General features: G+C 63.8%; 10 protein-coding genes. 5 read left to right on the forward strand and 5 right to left on the reverse strand.

The genetic code is table 11. From position 1 onward, the window contains the following. Nucleotides 1-34 precede the first annotated feature (34 nt). Both mnmH and ACP7BV_RS22590 read right to left on the reverse strand, forming a co-directional pair. On the reverse strand, nucleotides 35-1,102 hold the full coding sequence (gene mnmH / locus ACP7BV_RS22585; RefSeq protein ID WP_426106984.1) for a tRNA 2-selenouridine(34) synthase MnmH: 1,068 nt from the start codon (nucleotides 1,100-1,102) through the stop codon (nucleotides 35-37). Next, a complete protein-coding gene (locus ACP7BV_RS22590; RefSeq protein ID WP_426106985.1) occupies nucleotides 1,099-1,728 on the reverse strand; it encodes an arylesterase in 630 nt (209 codons plus the stop codon). Before ACP7BV_RS22590 ends, mnmH begins: the two co-directional genes overlap by 4 nt. Here ACP7BV_RS22590 and ACP7BV_RS22595 point away from each other — a divergent pair. Beyond that, nucleotides 1,727-2,443, forward strand: coding sequence for an ABC transporter ATP-binding protein (locus ACP7BV_RS22595; protein ID WP_426106986.1), 717 nt, complete (start codon nucleotides 1,727-1,729; stop codon nucleotides 2,441-2,443). The genes ACP7BV_RS22590 and ACP7BV_RS22595 overlap by 2 nt on opposite strands. Before the next feature lie 168 nt (nucleotides 2,444-2,611). On the opposite strand, the gene ACP7BV_RS22600 is transcribed toward ACP7BV_RS22595, so the two are convergent. Then, a complete protein-coding gene (locus tag ACP7BV_RS22600) occupies nucleotides 2,612-4,072 on the reverse strand; it encodes an NAD(P)H-hydrate dehydratase (RefSeq protein WP_426106987.1) in 1,461 nt (486 codons plus the stop codon). A 73-nt stretch (nucleotides 4,073-4,145) separates the two neighbouring features. Here ACP7BV_RS22600 and ACP7BV_RS22605 point away from each other — a divergent pair, with 73 nt between their 5' ends. Both ACP7BV_RS22605 and ACP7BV_RS22610 read left to right on the forward strand, forming a co-directional pair. Further along, on the forward strand, nucleotides 4,146-7,751 hold the full coding sequence (locus ACP7BV_RS22605; RefSeq protein ID WP_426106989.1) for a hydantoinase B/oxoprolinase family protein: 3,606 nt from the start codon (nucleotides 4,146-4,148) through the stop codon (nucleotides 7,749-7,751). A 71-nt stretch (nucleotides 7,752-7,822) separates the two neighbouring features. Beyond that, nucleotides 7,823-8,629, forward strand: coding sequence for a hypothetical protein (locus tag ACP7BV_RS22610; RefSeq protein ID WP_426106991.1), 807 nt, complete (start codon nucleotides 7,823-7,825; stop codon nucleotides 8,627-8,629). Between the two features lie 27 nt (nucleotides 8,630-8,656). Here ACP7BV_RS22610 and ACP7BV_RS22615 read toward each other — a convergent pair whose 3' ends face one another. Next, nucleotides 8,657-10,282 (reverse strand): tetratricopeptide repeat protein, encoded by a 1,626-nt coding sequence (locus ACP7BV_RS22615; RefSeq protein ID WP_426106992.1) that lies wholly within the window; start codon nucleotides 10,280-10,282, stop codon nucleotides 8,657-8,659. A gap of 205 nt (nucleotides 10,283-10,487) precedes the next feature. On the opposite strand from ACP7BV_RS22615, the gene purL reads away from it, so the two are divergent. Continuing rightward, the gene (purL, locus tag ACP7BV_RS22620; RefSeq protein WP_426106993.1) at nucleotides 10,488-14,543 is read left to right on the forward strand and encodes a phosphoribosylformylglycinamidine synthase; all 4,056 of its coding nucleotides are present in this window, start codon (nucleotides 10,488-10,490) and stop codon (nucleotides 14,541-14,543) included. A 120-nt stretch (nucleotides 14,544-14,663) separates the two neighbouring features. Then, complete coding sequence (locus ACP7BV_RS22625) at nucleotides 14,664-15,296, forward strand: hypothetical protein (protein WP_426106994.1); 633 nt, start codon at nucleotides 14,664-14,666, stop codon at nucleotides 15,294-15,296. Between the two features lie 245 nt (nucleotides 15,297-15,541). Here the strand turns inward: ACP7BV_RS22625 and ACP7BV_RS22630 are convergent, their stop codons facing one another. After that, nucleotides 15,542-15,760, reverse strand: coding sequence for a hypothetical protein (locus ACP7BV_RS22630; protein WP_426106995.1), 219 nt, complete (start codon nucleotides 15,758-15,760; stop codon nucleotides 15,542-15,544). Nucleotides 15,761-15,824: the final 64 nt, after the last annotated feature.

A 15,824-nucleotide genomic window follows, 5' to 3' on the forward strand; every position in this document is an offset into this window, starting at 1 on the left:
GTCCTCGCGCAGGCGGGGACGATGTGGGGTGAGGTCACACTATTGGTGCTGCTGGATGTAAATAGCGCGCGGCGGCCATGAAATCATCGACCCCGATATCGTTCAACGCCAATATCTCCGCCTGGCCAAACTGCACAAAATTGCGGTCAATCGACTTCACATACGCCGGATCATAATGGTCCACCAAAAGATGGTCGACCAGCGCCGGCATCTGGCCGCCATTGGCCATCGACTTCCAGTCATCGATCTTGGCGCGTCCGTGCAGCTTGACCAGGCATTCAAGCTGCGTATTGAGCGTGTCCGGACTGTCGGTAAAATGATGGTAATCCTCCATCAGCAGGCGCACCCGGTTTGGCCGCGACAGCGTCAACGACACGCACGGCGAGAGCCGCATCTTGTCCATCACCGCGTCCGGCACGCGCAGGTTGCCCACCTTTTTGCTTTCCGACTCCACGAACACCGGCAGCGCCGGATCGAAACTGCGCATCTTGGCCCAGATCAGCGTCTCGAACATCTTTTGCGATGGCTGCGGCTGGCTGGGCAAATTGCCCAGCACCGAGCCGCGGTGCGCGGCCAGCTGTTCCAGGTCGAGCACCTGCGCGCCGATCGCGTCGAGCACTTCGAGCAGGCGGCTCTTGCCGCTGCCGGTGGTGCCGCAGATCACGCGGAACTGCTGCGCCGGCACCTCGGCCAGATCGCTGCTCACATGCGCGCGGTAGGCCTTGTAGCCGCCGTCAAGCTGGATCGCGGGCCAGCCGACTTTGGCCAGGATATGCGCCAGCGAACCGCTGCGGTTGCCCCCGCGCCAGCAGTAAATCAAGGGCTTCCAGTCGCGCGGCTTGTCCAGCCACAGCTCCTCAATGTGGCGCGCGATGTTCTTGGCCACCAGCGCCGCGCCCACTTTTTTCGCTTCGAAGGCGTTCACTTGCTTGTACAGCGTGCCGACGCGGACCCGCTCTTCGTCATGCAGCACGGGGCAATTGACCGCACCGGGAATGTGATCGAGCGCGTACTCGGACTCGCTGCGCGCGTCGATGATGCAGTCGAACTGGTCGAGCTGCGGAAGAATCTGGGTGAAATCGATCAGTGCCGGGTATTTCATTTCGCGTTGACCAATGCCAGAAATTGCGGCCAGATGTTGGCCAGGATGATCGGATGCGCCGTCGCGTTGGGGTGAAGCCGGTCGGCCTGGAACATGGCAGGGGTGTCGGCCACGCCTTCGAGCATGAACGGCACCAGCGCCGCCTTCGATTGCGTCGACAGCTTTTTGTACATGCCATAAAAGCTCTCGGTGTAGCTGCGCCCATAGTTGGGCGGTACCCGAATGCCGACCAGCAGCACGCGCGCGCGGCTCTTCTGCGACTGCTCGATCATCGTGCGCAGGTTCGCTTCGGCTGCGGCCACGGGCTGGCCGCGCAGACCATCGTTGGCGCCCAGTTCAATGATGACCAGGTCGGGATGGTGCTGCGTGAGCAGCGCAGGCAGGCGCGCACGACCGCCGCTGGTGGTCTCGCCGCTGATGCTGGCGTTGACGATGCGCGCATCGATCTTCTCCTTCCTGAGTCTTTGTTCGAGCAATGCGACCCAGCCGCTGCCCCGGCTCAGACCGTATTCGGCAGACAGGCTGTCGCCGAGCACGAGCACGGTTTTTGGTGCAGAATAGGCGCTGCTTGATGCGGCCAGCAGCAGCCAGCCGCAGAGCGACCATTTATTGAGATAACTACGCATGCGTGACATTCCTGAAGCTTCCCATCGTTACGTGAACCAGACCGGCCAGGCGGCAGCCGCCATTGAAGTGATCGACCTCTCAAAACGGGTGGCCGACACCAGCGGCGAACTGACCATCCTGCACAGCGTGGATTTTACAGTGCAACCGGCCGAGACGCTCGCCATCGTTGGCGCGTCCGGGTCTGGCAAGTCCACCTTGCTCGGTTTGCTGGCCGGTCTCGATACGCCTTCCAGCGGCAAGGTGCTGCTGGGCGGGCAGGATATTTTCGCGCTGGACGAGGATGGGCGGGCGGGCCTGCGCAAGGCCAGGCTGGGATTCGTGTTCCAGTCGTTCCAGCTGCTGGCGCATTTGAGCGCGCTTGAAAACGTGATGCTGCCGCTCGAATTGCGTGGCGCGAGCGACGCCAAGGAGCGCGCGACGGCGATGCTGGGCAGGGTGGGGCTGTCGAGCCGGCTAAAGCACTATCCCAAGTATCTGTCGGGTGGCGAGCAGCAGCGCGTGGCGCTGGCGCGCGCGTTTGTCACGGAGCCGCCGCTGCTGTTTGCCGATGAACCTACCGGCAGCCTGGATGCGGCGACCGGCGAAGCGGTGATCCAGCTGATGTTCGAATTGAACCGCGAGCGCGGATCGACCTTGGTGCTGGTGACGCACGATCCGTCAATTGCTGCGCGCTGCGGGCGCACCATTACCATTGCGGCGGGCCGGTTGGTGTAGATGGCGTCGTCGGCGGCGCTTGGCGCAATGCACTGCGTTTTTCCGCCCTACGAAAATTGCCCGTTGCGTCGGGGTGTTTGGTGTAGATGGCGTCGTCGGCAGTGCATTTGGCCGGCCGCAGCGTCACCGTAGGGCGGAAAAACGCAGTGCATTCCGCCAACCGCGGCGTCACCCTAACAACTGATTAAGCACCGTCCGTACCGCCGCCGGCAGCTCGCCCGCCGTCATCCCGACCGGCCCCACGCCTTGCTGCACCAGCCAGTCGGCTGCGGCGCCGTGCATCCACACCGCCCCCAGCGCCGCTTCCCACGCCGGCCAGCCCTGCGCCAGCAAACTGCCGCACACACCCGCCAGCACGTCACCTGTGCCGCCTGTGGCCAAGCCAGGATTGCCGGTCGGGTTAATGACGGCCATCCCGCGCGCATCCGCAATCACGCTGCCCGATCCCTTGAGCACGACCACCGCGCCAAAACGCGCCGCAATCTCGCGCGCCGCGGCCAGCCGGTCACCCTGGACTACGCCGGCCGTCACGCCCAGCAGGCGCGCTGCCTCCAGCGGATGGGGCGTCATGATCGTGTCCGCCGCGCGGCTCGATAAATGCCCCTGCAAATCGGGACTGGCCGCAATCAGGTTGAGCGCGTCCGCATCGAGCACCAGCGGGGAGGGGCCGTCCAGCGCCTTGACCAACGCGCGGATGGCCGCGGCCGAGTCGCCCATGCCCGGCCCGAGCACCAGCGTGCTGGCCGCGCCGTTGAACGCGGCAGCGCTGCGAAACATGATCTCGGGCTGCATGCTGTCGTACGCCGGCCCGGGGTCGAGACTGGCCACGAACACCCGCCCGGCGCCGGCGAACAGCGCCCCGCGCGCGGCCAGCACCGCCGCGCCGGTCATGCCTGCCGCGCCGCCCACAATGGCAACGTCGCCAAAACTGCCCTTGTGCGAATTGTGCGAGCGCGGCGTCAACTGGGCCGCAAAGCAGGATGGGTCGTTGATGCCGGCGCTGGCCAGCGGCAGCGCGGCAATCTCCAGCGACGCTACCGTCACGACGCCGGCGTGATCGCGCCCTGAATTGGTATGCAGCCCCGGCTTGTCGCCAATAAAAGTGATGGTGCGCGTGGCGCGGATGGCAACGCCGTCTGGCCCGATCACGGCGCCAGTGTCGGCATCGAGTCCGCTCGGCACATCAAGCGCCAGCACGGCCACACCGAGTCGATTGACGGCCAGCGCAAGCTCGCGCGCGGCGCCCGTCAGCGCCCGCGCCAGGCCAATGCCAAACAGGCCGTCGAGCACCAGATCGCAATGCGCGGGAAGCTCGTCAATGAAAACGGCGTCGCCGTCGCGCGCCCGCTTGAGTGCGTGCGCCGTCTCCGGCGCGAGCTCGCCAGTGCCTGCCAGGTACAGCACGCTCACGTCAATGCCGGCCAGCGCCAGGTTGGCGGCAGCTTCCAGCGCGTCGCCGCCGTTGTTGCCAGGGCCGGCCAGCACCAGCACCGTACTGCCGGCGAGCATCGCCAGCGCGCAGTCGGCTGCGGCGCGGCCGGCGCGCTCCATCAGAACGCCGGCCGGGAGGCCCGCTGCGGCGGCCCGTTCAATGTCGCGAATCTCGGCAACGCTGTAAAGTGGTGTCATGTCGTTATTTTCCACACAAAGTTTCAGTTCGTTCGCTCTACAATAGCGCACACATTTCTACACGAGGCAGAACATGGATTGGCAATTCTGGATCGACCGCGGCGGCACCTTTACCGACATCGTGGCGCGCCGGCCCGACGGCAGCCTGCTGACCCACAAGCTGCTGTCCGAAAATCCGGAACAGTACCGCGACGCCGCCGTCGCCGGCATCCGCCACCTGCTCGGCATCGTCCCCGACGCGCCGATTCCCGTGCAAGCGATCGAAGCGGTCAAGATGGGCACCACGGTGGCCACCAACGCGCTGCTCGAGCGCAAGGGCGAACCGACCGCGCTGGCCATCACGCGCGGCTTTCGCGACGCGCTGCGCATAGCCTACCAGAACCGCCCGCGTTTGTTCGAGCGCCATATCGTGCTCCCCGAACTGCTCTACAGCCACGTGGTGGAAATCGATGAGCGCATCGGCGCCCACGGCGACGTCGTCACCGCCTTTGACGCTGTTGCCACGCGCGCATCCTTGCAGGCGCTGTTCGACCAGGGCTTGCGCTCACTGGCCATCGTCTTCATGCACGGCTACCGCTACACGCAGCATGAAGCGGCGGCGGCGGCCATTGCGCGCGCCATTGGTTTTACCCAGGTTTCGGTCTCGCATGAAGTCAGTCCCATGATGAAACTGGTCGCGCGCGGCGACACCACCGTGGTCGACGCCTATCTCTCGCCGATCTTGCGCCGCTACGTCGACCAGATCGCCGAACAGCTGCCCAACGTAAACCTGCAGTTCATGCAGTCCAATGGCGGGCTGACCAATGCGCGCACGTTCCAGGGCAAGGATAGTATTTTGTCCGGCCCGGCCGGCGGGATTGTCGGCATGGTGCGCGCCAGCGCCCTGGCCGGGTTCGAGCGCGTGATCGGCTTTGACATGGGCGGCACCTCCACCGACGTTTCGCATTTTTCCGGCGAATTTGAACGCGTGTTCGAGACCCGGGTCGCCGGCGTGCGCATGCGCGCGCCGATGATGAGCATCCATACCGTGGCCGCGGGCGGCGGCTCGATCCTGCATTTTGACGGCAGCCGCTATCGGGTGGGCCCCGACAGCGCGGGCGCCAACCCGGGGCCGGCCAGCTACCGGCGCGGCGGCCCGCTGGCGGTCACGGACTGCAACGTCATGCTGGGCAAAGTCCAGCCTGCGCATTTCCCGACGCTGTTCGGTCCCCAGGCCAATCAAACGCTCGACGCCGGCGCCGTGCGCGAACAATTTGCCGCGCTGGCCGCGCGGATCGGCCAGGCCACGGGCGCCACGCCCAGCCCGGAGCAGGTGGCCGACGGCTTCATCCAGATCGCGGTGGGCAATATGGCCAATGCGATCAAGCAGATCTCGGTGCAGCGCGGGCACGACGTGACGCACTACGCGCTCACCAGTTTTGGCGGCGCCGGCGGCCAGCATGCTTGCCTGGTGGCGGACGCCCTGGGCATGAAGACGGTGTTCGTCCATTCGCTCGCCGGCGTGATGTCGGCCTACGGCATGGGCCTGGCCGACCAGAGCGCCATGCGTGAGGCGGCTGTCGAAACGCGCCTTGATGATACGCCGTGCGAGGCGCTGGCCGAGCGCTTGCGCGTGCTGGGAAACAGCGTGGTGCAGGAGCTTGAAAACCAGGGCGTGGCCATCGAGCGCATTGCGTTGGTGCGCCGCGTCCATCTGCGTTACGAAGGGACCGACTCGGCCATCATCGTACTCTTTGACGCTGCCGCGCAAATGACGCTGCAGTTTGACGCCGCCTATAAAAAGCGCTTTTCCTTCCTGATGCCGGGCAAGGCACTGGTGGTTGAAGCGGTGTCGGTGGAAGCGATCGGCGCGTCCGACGCGCCACCCGAAACCGTGGCCGCCCCCGCTCCACGCCACGGTCCCTTGACGGAGCACGAAACGGTGCGCATGTACAGCGCCGGCGCCTGGCACCAGACAGCACTCTACAAACGCGCGGACATGCGCGTGGGCGACGTGCTTGCCGGCCCCGCCATCGTCGCCGAGGACAATGCGACCACCGTTATCGAACCAGGCTGGCAGGCAGCGGTCACGCCGCACAACCACCTGGTGCTCACGCGCGTCGCCGCGCTGCCCGAACGGCGGGCGATCGGCAGCACGGCCGACCCGGTGATGCTGGAGATTTTCAACAACCTGTTCATGTCGATTGCCGAGCAAATGGGCCTGCGGCTGCAGAACACCGCTTATTCGGTCAACATCAAAGAGCGGCTCGACTTTAGCTGCGCGCTGTTCGACGCGGCCGGCAACCTGATCGCCAACGCCCCGCACATGCCGGTGCACCTGGGTTCCATGGGCGAGAGCATCAAGACCGTGATGCTGGAAAACGCGGGCAAGATGCGCCCGGGCGACGTTTTCATGCTCAACGACCCGTACCACGGCGGCACCCACCTGCCTGACGTGACGGTCATTTCGCCCGTGTTCGATGAAGCGGGGCAGGTCATCCTGTTTTATGTCGGCTCGCGCGGCCACCACGCCGACATCGGCGGCACGACACCCGGTTCCATGCCGCCGGACTCGGTGACGATTGACCAGGAAGGCGTCTTGATCGACAACTTCAAGCTCGTTGACGGTGCCGATGGCTTGCTGCGCGACGCCCAGGCCCGTGCCTTGCTGGGCGCGGCGCGCTACCCGGCGCGCAATCCGGACCAGAACATGGCGGACTTGCGCGCCCAGGTTGCGGCCAACCAGAAGGGCGTTGACGAATTGCGCAAGATGGTGGCGCACTTCGGGCTGGACGTGGTGCAGGCCTACATGGGCCACGTGCAGGACAATGCCGAGGAAGCGGTGCGGCGCGTGATCACGGCGCTCAAAGATGGCGAGTTTACGGTCGAGCTCGATAATGGCGCCCGCATCCAGGTCGCGATCCGGGTCGACCGGGCAGAACGCAGCGCCGAGATCGACTTCACCGGCACTTCCGGCCAGCTGCCCAACAATTTCAACGCGCCGTCGGCCGTGTGCATGGCGGCCGTGCTGTACGTGTTTCGCACCCTGGTTGACGACGATATTCCGCTTAACGCCGGTTGCCTCAAACCGCTGCGCGTGATCATTCCGTCCGGCTCGATGCTCAATCCCCATTACCCGGCCTCGGTTGTCTCTGGCAATGTGGAAACGTCGACCTGCATCACCAACGCCTTATACGGCGCGCTCGGCGTGATGGCGGCGTCGCAGGGAACGATGAACAACTTTACCTTTGGCAACGCCAAATACCAGTATTACGAAACGATTTCCGGCGGCTCGGGCGCGGGGAAAGGCTTCGATGGCACCGACGTGGTGCAAACCAATATGACCAACTCGCGCCTGACCGATCCGGAAATCCTGGAATTTCGCTTTCCGGTCCGTCTGGAAAGCTATGCCATCCGCCATGGGTCCGGCGGGGCAGGGCGCTGGGCCGGCGGCAATGGTGGCGTGCGCAAGCTGCGCTTTCTGGAACCCATGATGGCGGCCATCTTGTCGAACAACCGGGTGCACGCGCCGTTCGGCATGGCCGGCGGCGAAGCGGGCGCCACGGGCGTGAACACGGTGCTGCGCGCCGATGGCAGCACCGAGCACCTGCCTCATATCGGCAAGACCGAGATGGCGGCCGGCGACACGTTTATCGTGGAAACACCAGGCGGCGGCGGTTACGGTTTCGCAGAGAAATAGCGCATTCGTGCACTGTAGCTTTGTATTATTGGCTACACTTGGGCCTGCACGACTAAACATAGGCGATTATTTTGGACCATAGCGAACATCCCCACGCTCACAAGCACGAGCCAACCCTTGCGCCGCAAGCGAACGTGCAGCCGGCGATCGATGCCGGCGAGATGCCGGCCTGGCTGAGTAATCAGAGCGCCGCGCCCACGGCGGGACAGCGCTGGGGCCGGCGCGTCATCTTCCTGGGCATCGCGCTGGTGACGATTGCCGTGGCGGCGGGCGCGACCATGCTCGCGCTCGATTTGTACGAGTCGAACAGTTCCATGGAAGTGGTGGCCGCCAATGCGTCGGCGCCGGCGCCAGCGCCGCCCTTGCTTGAAAAACGCGTGTCGAGCCTGCCGCCGCTGGTGATGTTGCCGCAAGAGGCAGTGCCCGCGCACAAGAAAGAAGAAACTGCCGCCGTGGCGCACCCGCAAGCGGTGGCCGAAACGCCCAAGCCGGCAGCACCAAGCGCGCCAGCGCCCGTTACGGCAAAGAAAGTGGAGAAACCGGCCGCGCCGAGCGTGCATGCGCCAGCGCCGGTTGTGGCAAAGAAAGTCGAAAAACCGGCCGCGCCGGCTGTTGTCGCCGCCAAGCCGGCCAAGAAAGTGGTGCCCAAGCCCACCATCGCGGCCGTGGCCAAAAAAGCAGCCATCATTGCAAAACGGGTAGCGACGCCCGCAGTGGCAAAGGTTCAGCCGCGCGCCAGGCCCATCAAGGGAACGATGCTGCAGCCGCCGCGCGAACGGGGGCTCGATCCTGCGTTCCAGGAGCCGCCGCGCCAGGCCGTGGACCGGCGCTGCCGCCCGGGGGAACTTGCGCGCGAGTGCGAGGAACGCACCCGCTGATCAGCGCGCTGCAGCGCGGCGGCAAGTTCAGCTCGATATGCCGTATTTGCGCTTGAGCCCGTTGTACTCGTCGAGCAAGGGCCCCACTTTCGGGTGGCGCGCATCGAGTTCGCGGATCGTGTCGATCTGGGTCCGGCCCACCTCCGCCAGACTGTGATCCCAGCCCAGCTCAGCAATCTGGCGCAAAATGCCGGCAGCCAGCGCGATCATCACTTCCAGGTTGCCCGGCGACTTGTGTAGTGCCTCGAGCAAGGTTTGCACCGCGCCCTTCAAGTCGCCCATATTCGCCTTTTCGGTCGCCACGCTGAGCAATTCTTGGGACTGCTGCTTGAGCTGAGCGCCCAGGCCCTCGGCAAGATCCTGGCGCCCGGCCTTGGCGAACACGGCCATGGCCTGCGGCAGCGTGATGTCGCTGTTGAAGTCGTTCATCACCGCCAGCATCACGTCCGACGCTTCCTTGTCCAGTTTGCTGGCAAGGCAGCTGCGCGCCAGTCCGATTTTTAGCGCGCTCGACAGACTGGCCGCGCTGCGCACGCCGCCGACGGCACTGGTCAGTTCGGTTTTCATGGCATCGTTGTTGCCGGCCGCTTCGTGCAGCATGGCGGTGGTGATCGCGCGGCAGATATCGGTGGTGGGGTTGCCGCGCAGTGATTTTTCCATGTCGCGGATGACCGCGCTGGCCTGCGCCGCATCGCCTTTTTTGATCAAGGTCTTGACCAGGTTGACGTGGTCTTCCGGATTGCGAAATTCCGAATACTTGGCTTTGGCCACCACCAGCTTGAACGATTTTTCGGCCGCCGCCATGTCGCCCGCTTCCATCGCCACCTCGCCCAGCGTGCGCAAGCGCCGCACCACGTGGGGCGAAATGGCGACCGCATTTTCGAGAATGCGCTGGGCGCCGGCGACGTCGCCCTCGGCCTGGCGGCAGCGCGCCAGCAGGTCGTAGGCCGCCATCAGCTTGGGATTGTCGACCACGAGCTTGCCCAGTACTTGCTCGGCGTCTTCTGTCTTGCCCTGGGCGAACAGCGTGCGTCCCAGCCCCAGTTGCGCCCAGCCGTAGGGCTTGACGGCCAGCACCGCACTGTACAACTGCTCGGCTTCGGCCATTTCGTTCAGGCTCACGTGCAACTCGGCGCGCAAGCGTATGAAGTCCGCGCCGTAGCGCGGGTTGGCCGTTTCGCCGCCCGCGCATGCCTTGATCGCTTCGCGCGGGTTGCCCTGGCCGATGGCCTGGTAGGCCGGCAAAAACGCATTGCGCCGCTCGATGGCGCGCGTGATGCGGTTGCTCAGCACGTCAACCGTGAACGGTTTCAGGATGTAATCGGTCGGCGTGAGTTCGGCCGCGCTGACCACCTTGCTGTAAATGCCTTCGGAGGTAATCATGATGAAGATGGTCAACAGGCCAATGAGCTTGTGGTGGCGCAGGTCTTCGAGCAACTGCTGGCCGTCCTGGCCGTCGGTGCCCCCGCCCAGATCGTATTCGCACAGGATGATGTCGTACGAGCGCCGGCCCAGCTGCTTGATGGCGGTGCCCGAGTTGACGGCGAATTCGACCTTGGAAATGTTGGCCTGCACCAGCATGTTTTGCAGGCTGCCCCGCATGCCGGGGTTGGGGTCGATCACCAATACCGACAAGTTGCTGTTATGTTGCATCGTTTTTTTCACTCTCGTATCCCCGTTGCCGGGGCGTTACCATCATTAACGGTTGGCATGCCAAAGTCTTGAAACTGTACGATACGCTATTGTCGCCGCCATCGGCAACAGGATGCTTCGCTGTCCATTGTGCAACGCGGTATAATGCTGCCCTAAAGGTTTCCACTTTAACCCGCAGCCACGCTGCATCAACCACCTCCCAACCATGTTGATTCTGCCGGGTTCTAACGCCCTGTCCGCATTTCGTAGCCATCGTCTCCTCGCCCAGCTGCAAGCCGTCAAGCCTGCAATCGTGGCCATCCAGGCGCGCTTTTATCATTTCATTGATTCCAGCGCAGCGCTGTCGGACGCCGACACAGGCCGCTTGACTGCCTTGTTGACCTATGGCGAACCGGCCATCGAGACGGCGCACGACGGCGCCGTCGAGGCGTTTTTCGTCATTCCCCGTTTCGGCACCATTTCGCCGTGGGCCTCGAAAGCGACCGACATCGCCCACAACTGCGGCATGGCGCACGTGCACCGCATCGAGCGCGGCGTCGCCTTTACGGTGGTGCTCAAGGGCGGCATCCTGGGCACCGGCATCGGCGCGGCCAAGCACTTCACGGCAGAAGAAACCGAGGCCGTGGCCGCGCTGCTGCACGACCGGATGACCGAAAGCGTGCTACGCAATGCAGACGACGCGGTGCATCTGTTTCGCGAACTGCAAGCCAAGCCGTTCGAGTCGATCGACGTGCTGGCCGCCGGCAAGCACGCGCTGGAAAAAGCCAATACCGACCTTGGCCTGGCCCTGTCGGACGATGAAATCGATTACCTGCTCGAAGCCTTCACCCGCGCCCAGCGCAACCCGACCGACGTTGAACTGATGATGTTCGCGCAGGCGAACAGCGAGCATTGCCGCCACAAGATCTTCAACGCCGACTTCATCGTCGACGGCGTGGCGCAGGACAAGTCGCTGTTCCAGATGATCAAGAACACCCACCAGTTGCAGCCGAAGGGGACCATCGTCGCCTACAGCGACAACTCGTCGATCATGGAAGGGGCCACCGTCACGCGCTTTTATCCGCGCGGCGAACAGCACGAATACGCGAGTTCGACCGAACTGACGCACACGCTGATGAAAGTCGAAACGCACAATCACCCGACCGCGATTTCCCCGTTCCCGGGTGCCTCTACCGGCGCCGGCGGTGAAATTCGCGACGAGGGCGCCACCGGCCGCGGCGCCAAGCCGAAAGCCGGCCTGGCCGGCTTTACGGTGTCGAATCTGATGATTCCCGGCTTTGTGCAGCCATGGGAAAACGCGGCCAGCGTCACCGCGCCGTTGCAGGAACGCGCCACTGCCACGACCACCCCGGCCTACGGCAAGCCGGACCGCATCGCCTCGCCCTTGCAGATCATGATCGAAGGCCCGCTTGGCGGCGCCGCGTTCAGCAACGAATTTGGCCGTCCTGTGTTGGGCGGGTACTTCCGCACCTATGAACAGAACGTTGGGCGTCTGGTTGCCGGCACGCCGGACACCGTGTACGGCTACCACAAGCCGATCATGATTGCCGGCGGCATTGGCAATATCTCGGGCCTGCACACGCACAAGAACGATATTCCCGTCGGCAGCCTGCTGGTGCAGCTGGGTGGGCCGGGCATGCGCATCGGCATGGGCGGCAGCGCCGCGTCGTCGATGGCGACCGGTACCAACACGGCCGACCTGGACTTCGACTCGGTCCAGCGCGGCAATCCTGAAATGGAACGGCGCGCGCAGGAAGTGATCAACCGCTGCTGGCAGATGGGCGCGGACAATCCGATCATCTCGATCCACGACGTGGGTGCCGGCGGCTTGTCGAACGCGTTCCCGGAAATTACCAACGACGCCAAGCGCGGCGCGATTTTCGACCTGCGCAAGATTCCGCTTGAAGAAAGCGGCATGGCGCCCAAGGAAATCTGGAGCAACGAGTCGCAGGAACGCTACGTGCTGGCCATCGCACCGGAAAGCCTGCTCTTGTTTACCGCCATGTGCGAGCGCGAACGCTGCCTGTTTGCCGCCGTCGGCGTGGCCACTGAAGAACGCCAGTTGAAACTGATCGATCCGGAACAGGGCAACTGCCCGGTCGACATGCCGATGGACGTTTTGCTGGGCAAGCCGCCCAAGATGTCGCGCGACGCCCACCATGTGCACAACGATTTCCCCGCCATCGACCTGACCGGCCTTGAGCTGGCTGATGTCGCCAAGCGCGTGCTGCTGCTGCCCACCGTGGCCGACAAATCATTCTTGATCACCATTGGCGACCGCACTGTCGGCGGCACTACCGTGCGCGACCAGATGGTTGGCCCGTGGCAGGTGCCGGTGGCCGACTGCGCCGTCACCGCCATGAGTTTTGAAGGCTACCTGGGCGAAGCGATGGCGATGGGCGAGCGCACGCCGCTGGCCGTCATCAACGCCGCCGCGTCGGGCCGCATGGCGGTGGGCGAAGCGGTGACCAACATCGCCGCCGCAGCGATTAACGATATCTCGGACATCAAGCTGTCCGCCAACTGGATGGCCGCCTGCGGCCAGCCGGGGCAGGATGCTGCCTTGTTCGACACCGTCAAGGCGATCGGCATGGAACTGTGCCCGGCGCTGGGCATCAGCATCCCGGTGGGCAAAGACTCGCTGTCGATGCGCACCACCTGGAAGGATGACGGCGACGCCAAGGCTGTTACGTCGCCCGTGTCGCTGATCGTCTCGTCGTTCGCGCCGGTGGCCGATATTCGCCGTTCGCTCACGCCGCAGATCAGGCAAGACGCGGGCGACACGGTGCTGATCGTGATCGACCTTGGGCGCGGCAAGAACCGCCTGGGCGCATCGGCCCTGTCGCTGGTGACCCAGCAGCTGGGCAACGAAGTACCGGACGTTGACAGCGCGGACGACCTGAAAGGTTTTTTTGCCGCGATCCAGAAGCTCAATATCGACGGCAAGCTGCTGGCGTATCACGACCGCTCCGACGGCGGCCTGTTCGCCACGCTGTGCGAGATGGCCTTTGCGGGCCGCAGCGGCCTGACCGTCAACCTGGACATCCTTACGCTCGAAGGCGAACATGCGGCCGACTGGGGCGACGCCAAGAACTGGACCGGCCAGGTGGCCGAGCGGCGCAACGACATGACGTTGCGCGCCTTGTTCAGCGAAGAACTGGGCGCCGTGATCCAGGTGCGCGCCGCCGACAAGACGCCCGTAATGAACGTGCTGCGCGAGTTCAACCTGGGCGCCTGCAGCCACATCATCGGCAAACCGAACGAGCGCGGCATGATTGAATTTACGCGCGACGCCAAGGTGATCTACAGCGAACAGCGCAGCGCCTTGCACCGCCTGTGGAGCGAGACTAGCTGGCGCATCGCGCGCCTGCGCGACAACCCGGCCTGCGCCGACGCCGAATACGATCGCCTGCAGGACGACACCGATCCCGGCATTTCGCCGGTGCTCACGTTCGACCCGAGCATCAATGTGGCAGCGCCGTTCGTCGCGAGCGGCGTGCGTCCGCGCGTGGCGATCCTGCGCGAGCAGGGCGTCAATTCGCATATCGAAACGGCGTGGGTCATGCACCAGGCAGGCTTTACGGCCGTTGACGTGCACATGAGCGACTTGATCGCCGGACGCGCCAGGCTGGACGACTTCCAGGGCGTGATTGCCGTGGGCGGCTTTTCGTATGGCGACGTGCTGGGCGCGGGCGAAGGCTGGGCCAAGACCATCCTGTTCAATGACAAGCTGGTCGACCAGTTCGCGCGCTTTTTTGCCCGCAGCGACAGCTTTGGCCTGGGTGTGTGCAACGGTTGCCAGATGATGAGCAATTTGAAGTCCATCATTCCGGGCGCGCAGGCATGGCCCAAGTTCACGCGCAATAAATCGGAGCAGTTCGAGGCGCGCTTCGCAATGGTGGAAGTGCTCGACTCGCCATCGATTTTCTTTAGCGGCATGAACGGCACCAAGACCGCGATCGCGATCGCGCACGGTGAAGGCTTTGCCGACTTTTCGCAAACCGGCGACATCGATGCCGCCGTCAAGGCGCTGCGTTATGTGGACAACCGGGGCGAGGCGACCGAAACTTACCCCTACAATCCGAACGGTTCGCCGGCCGGTTTGACCGCGGTGACCACTGCCGACGGACGTTTTACAGTCATGATGCCGCATGCCGAGCGTGTATGTCGTTCAGTGCAGCAGTCGTGGCACCCCGAGTCGTGGGGCGAGGATTCGCCATGGATGCGCATGTTCCAGAACGCGCGCAAGTGGGTTGGCTAAACGCCGGCGCAGCAAAGGCGCTGGTGCTGGCGGCGTTGGCTGCCAGCACCAGCGCTGCCGTTGCCGCCGACACGCTGTGCACGCCGCTGCTGGTGGCCAGCACGGCGTCGAAGTTCAAGCATGCCGGCCCAGACCGAGATGCAGGCGTGCCGCGCCTTGCCGGCCGTGCCGGGCCACGCCGTCGTTGCGCTGGCATTTCGCCGCGCCGACTCGGTGGGCGAGGGCGACGACGGTACCTACGATATCGACCTTGCGATCGTCAAGGCAGATGGGACCGTGGTAAGGCGCATGCGCCATGACAGTGCTTTCGAGTCCGATGCCTTGCGTTTTTCAGGGCTCTTAATCGATACCGGGCGCTACGACCTGGCGCCGGACGTTCGCGCCTTTGGCGTGCGGATCAATCATGCATCGTCGTCGCGCGCCAATCCTGGTTCGTACCAGGCGCTGTCTTTGTACATTGATACCGGCAAGGAGCTGCGCCAGGTTCTTGGCCCGCTGCAGACGCAGGCGAACCAGGGAGAATGGGACACGCAATGCGCGGGGAGTTTTTCGACCAGCGCGGCGACGATTGATCTTGCGCTCACTTCCACCAAAGGTTTTCGTGACCTGGTGGTGACGTCCAGGGAAGGCGTCGAGGTGGCGCGCCAGAGCGCCGACGAGTGCCTGCACACAACAGGCAAGCCAACAAGCACCAAGCTTGTCTTGCGCTACAACGGTCGGCACTATTCAAGCCCAGCGCCACGCGGGTACTGAGTTGCAGTGCAACGTTTAGGTTCAGCTGAGCGTAGCGGTTCTTATGGGCACCGTGTGCCGTCGAGTACAATCGACCGGGACTGGTCGGCCGCCGTTCACCCCTTCAAATCCGAGATATGAAAATATTATTTGTCCATGGTATGGGCGCCACACCTTTTGACTGCTTTCCTACCTTCTTGCGCTTAAGGCGGCTTGGGTACAAAACGGCTACATTTTCTTACTTTTCCTCTTTTCAAAATTTGGATTCAATCAAGAAACGACTGTTGAATCGCTTTGCCGAGACAGCGGCCGAAGGGGAATATGCGGTGATAGGTCATTCCTTGGGCGGGATGCTCGTGCGGGATATTTTGATGAAGCTCCCCCCTGAGATTGAGCAACCAAAACACCTTTTTTTGCTTGGCTCGCCAATGGTCGCCACACAGGTGAATAAACGCTTCAGCAGGTACGGAGTCGGTAATTTGCAAGCTAGTTGTCGCCTAAAAGCGGTTTCTACGCTGCTTTTTTGAGTTCTGGATTTTTCTCCTTTTT

This window comes from Massilia sp. TSP1-1-2, assembly GCF_049896185.1.
In the GTDB taxonomy this organism is placed as follows: Bacteria; Pseudomonadota; Gammaproteobacteria; order Burkholderiales; family Burkholderiaceae_D; genus Telluria_A.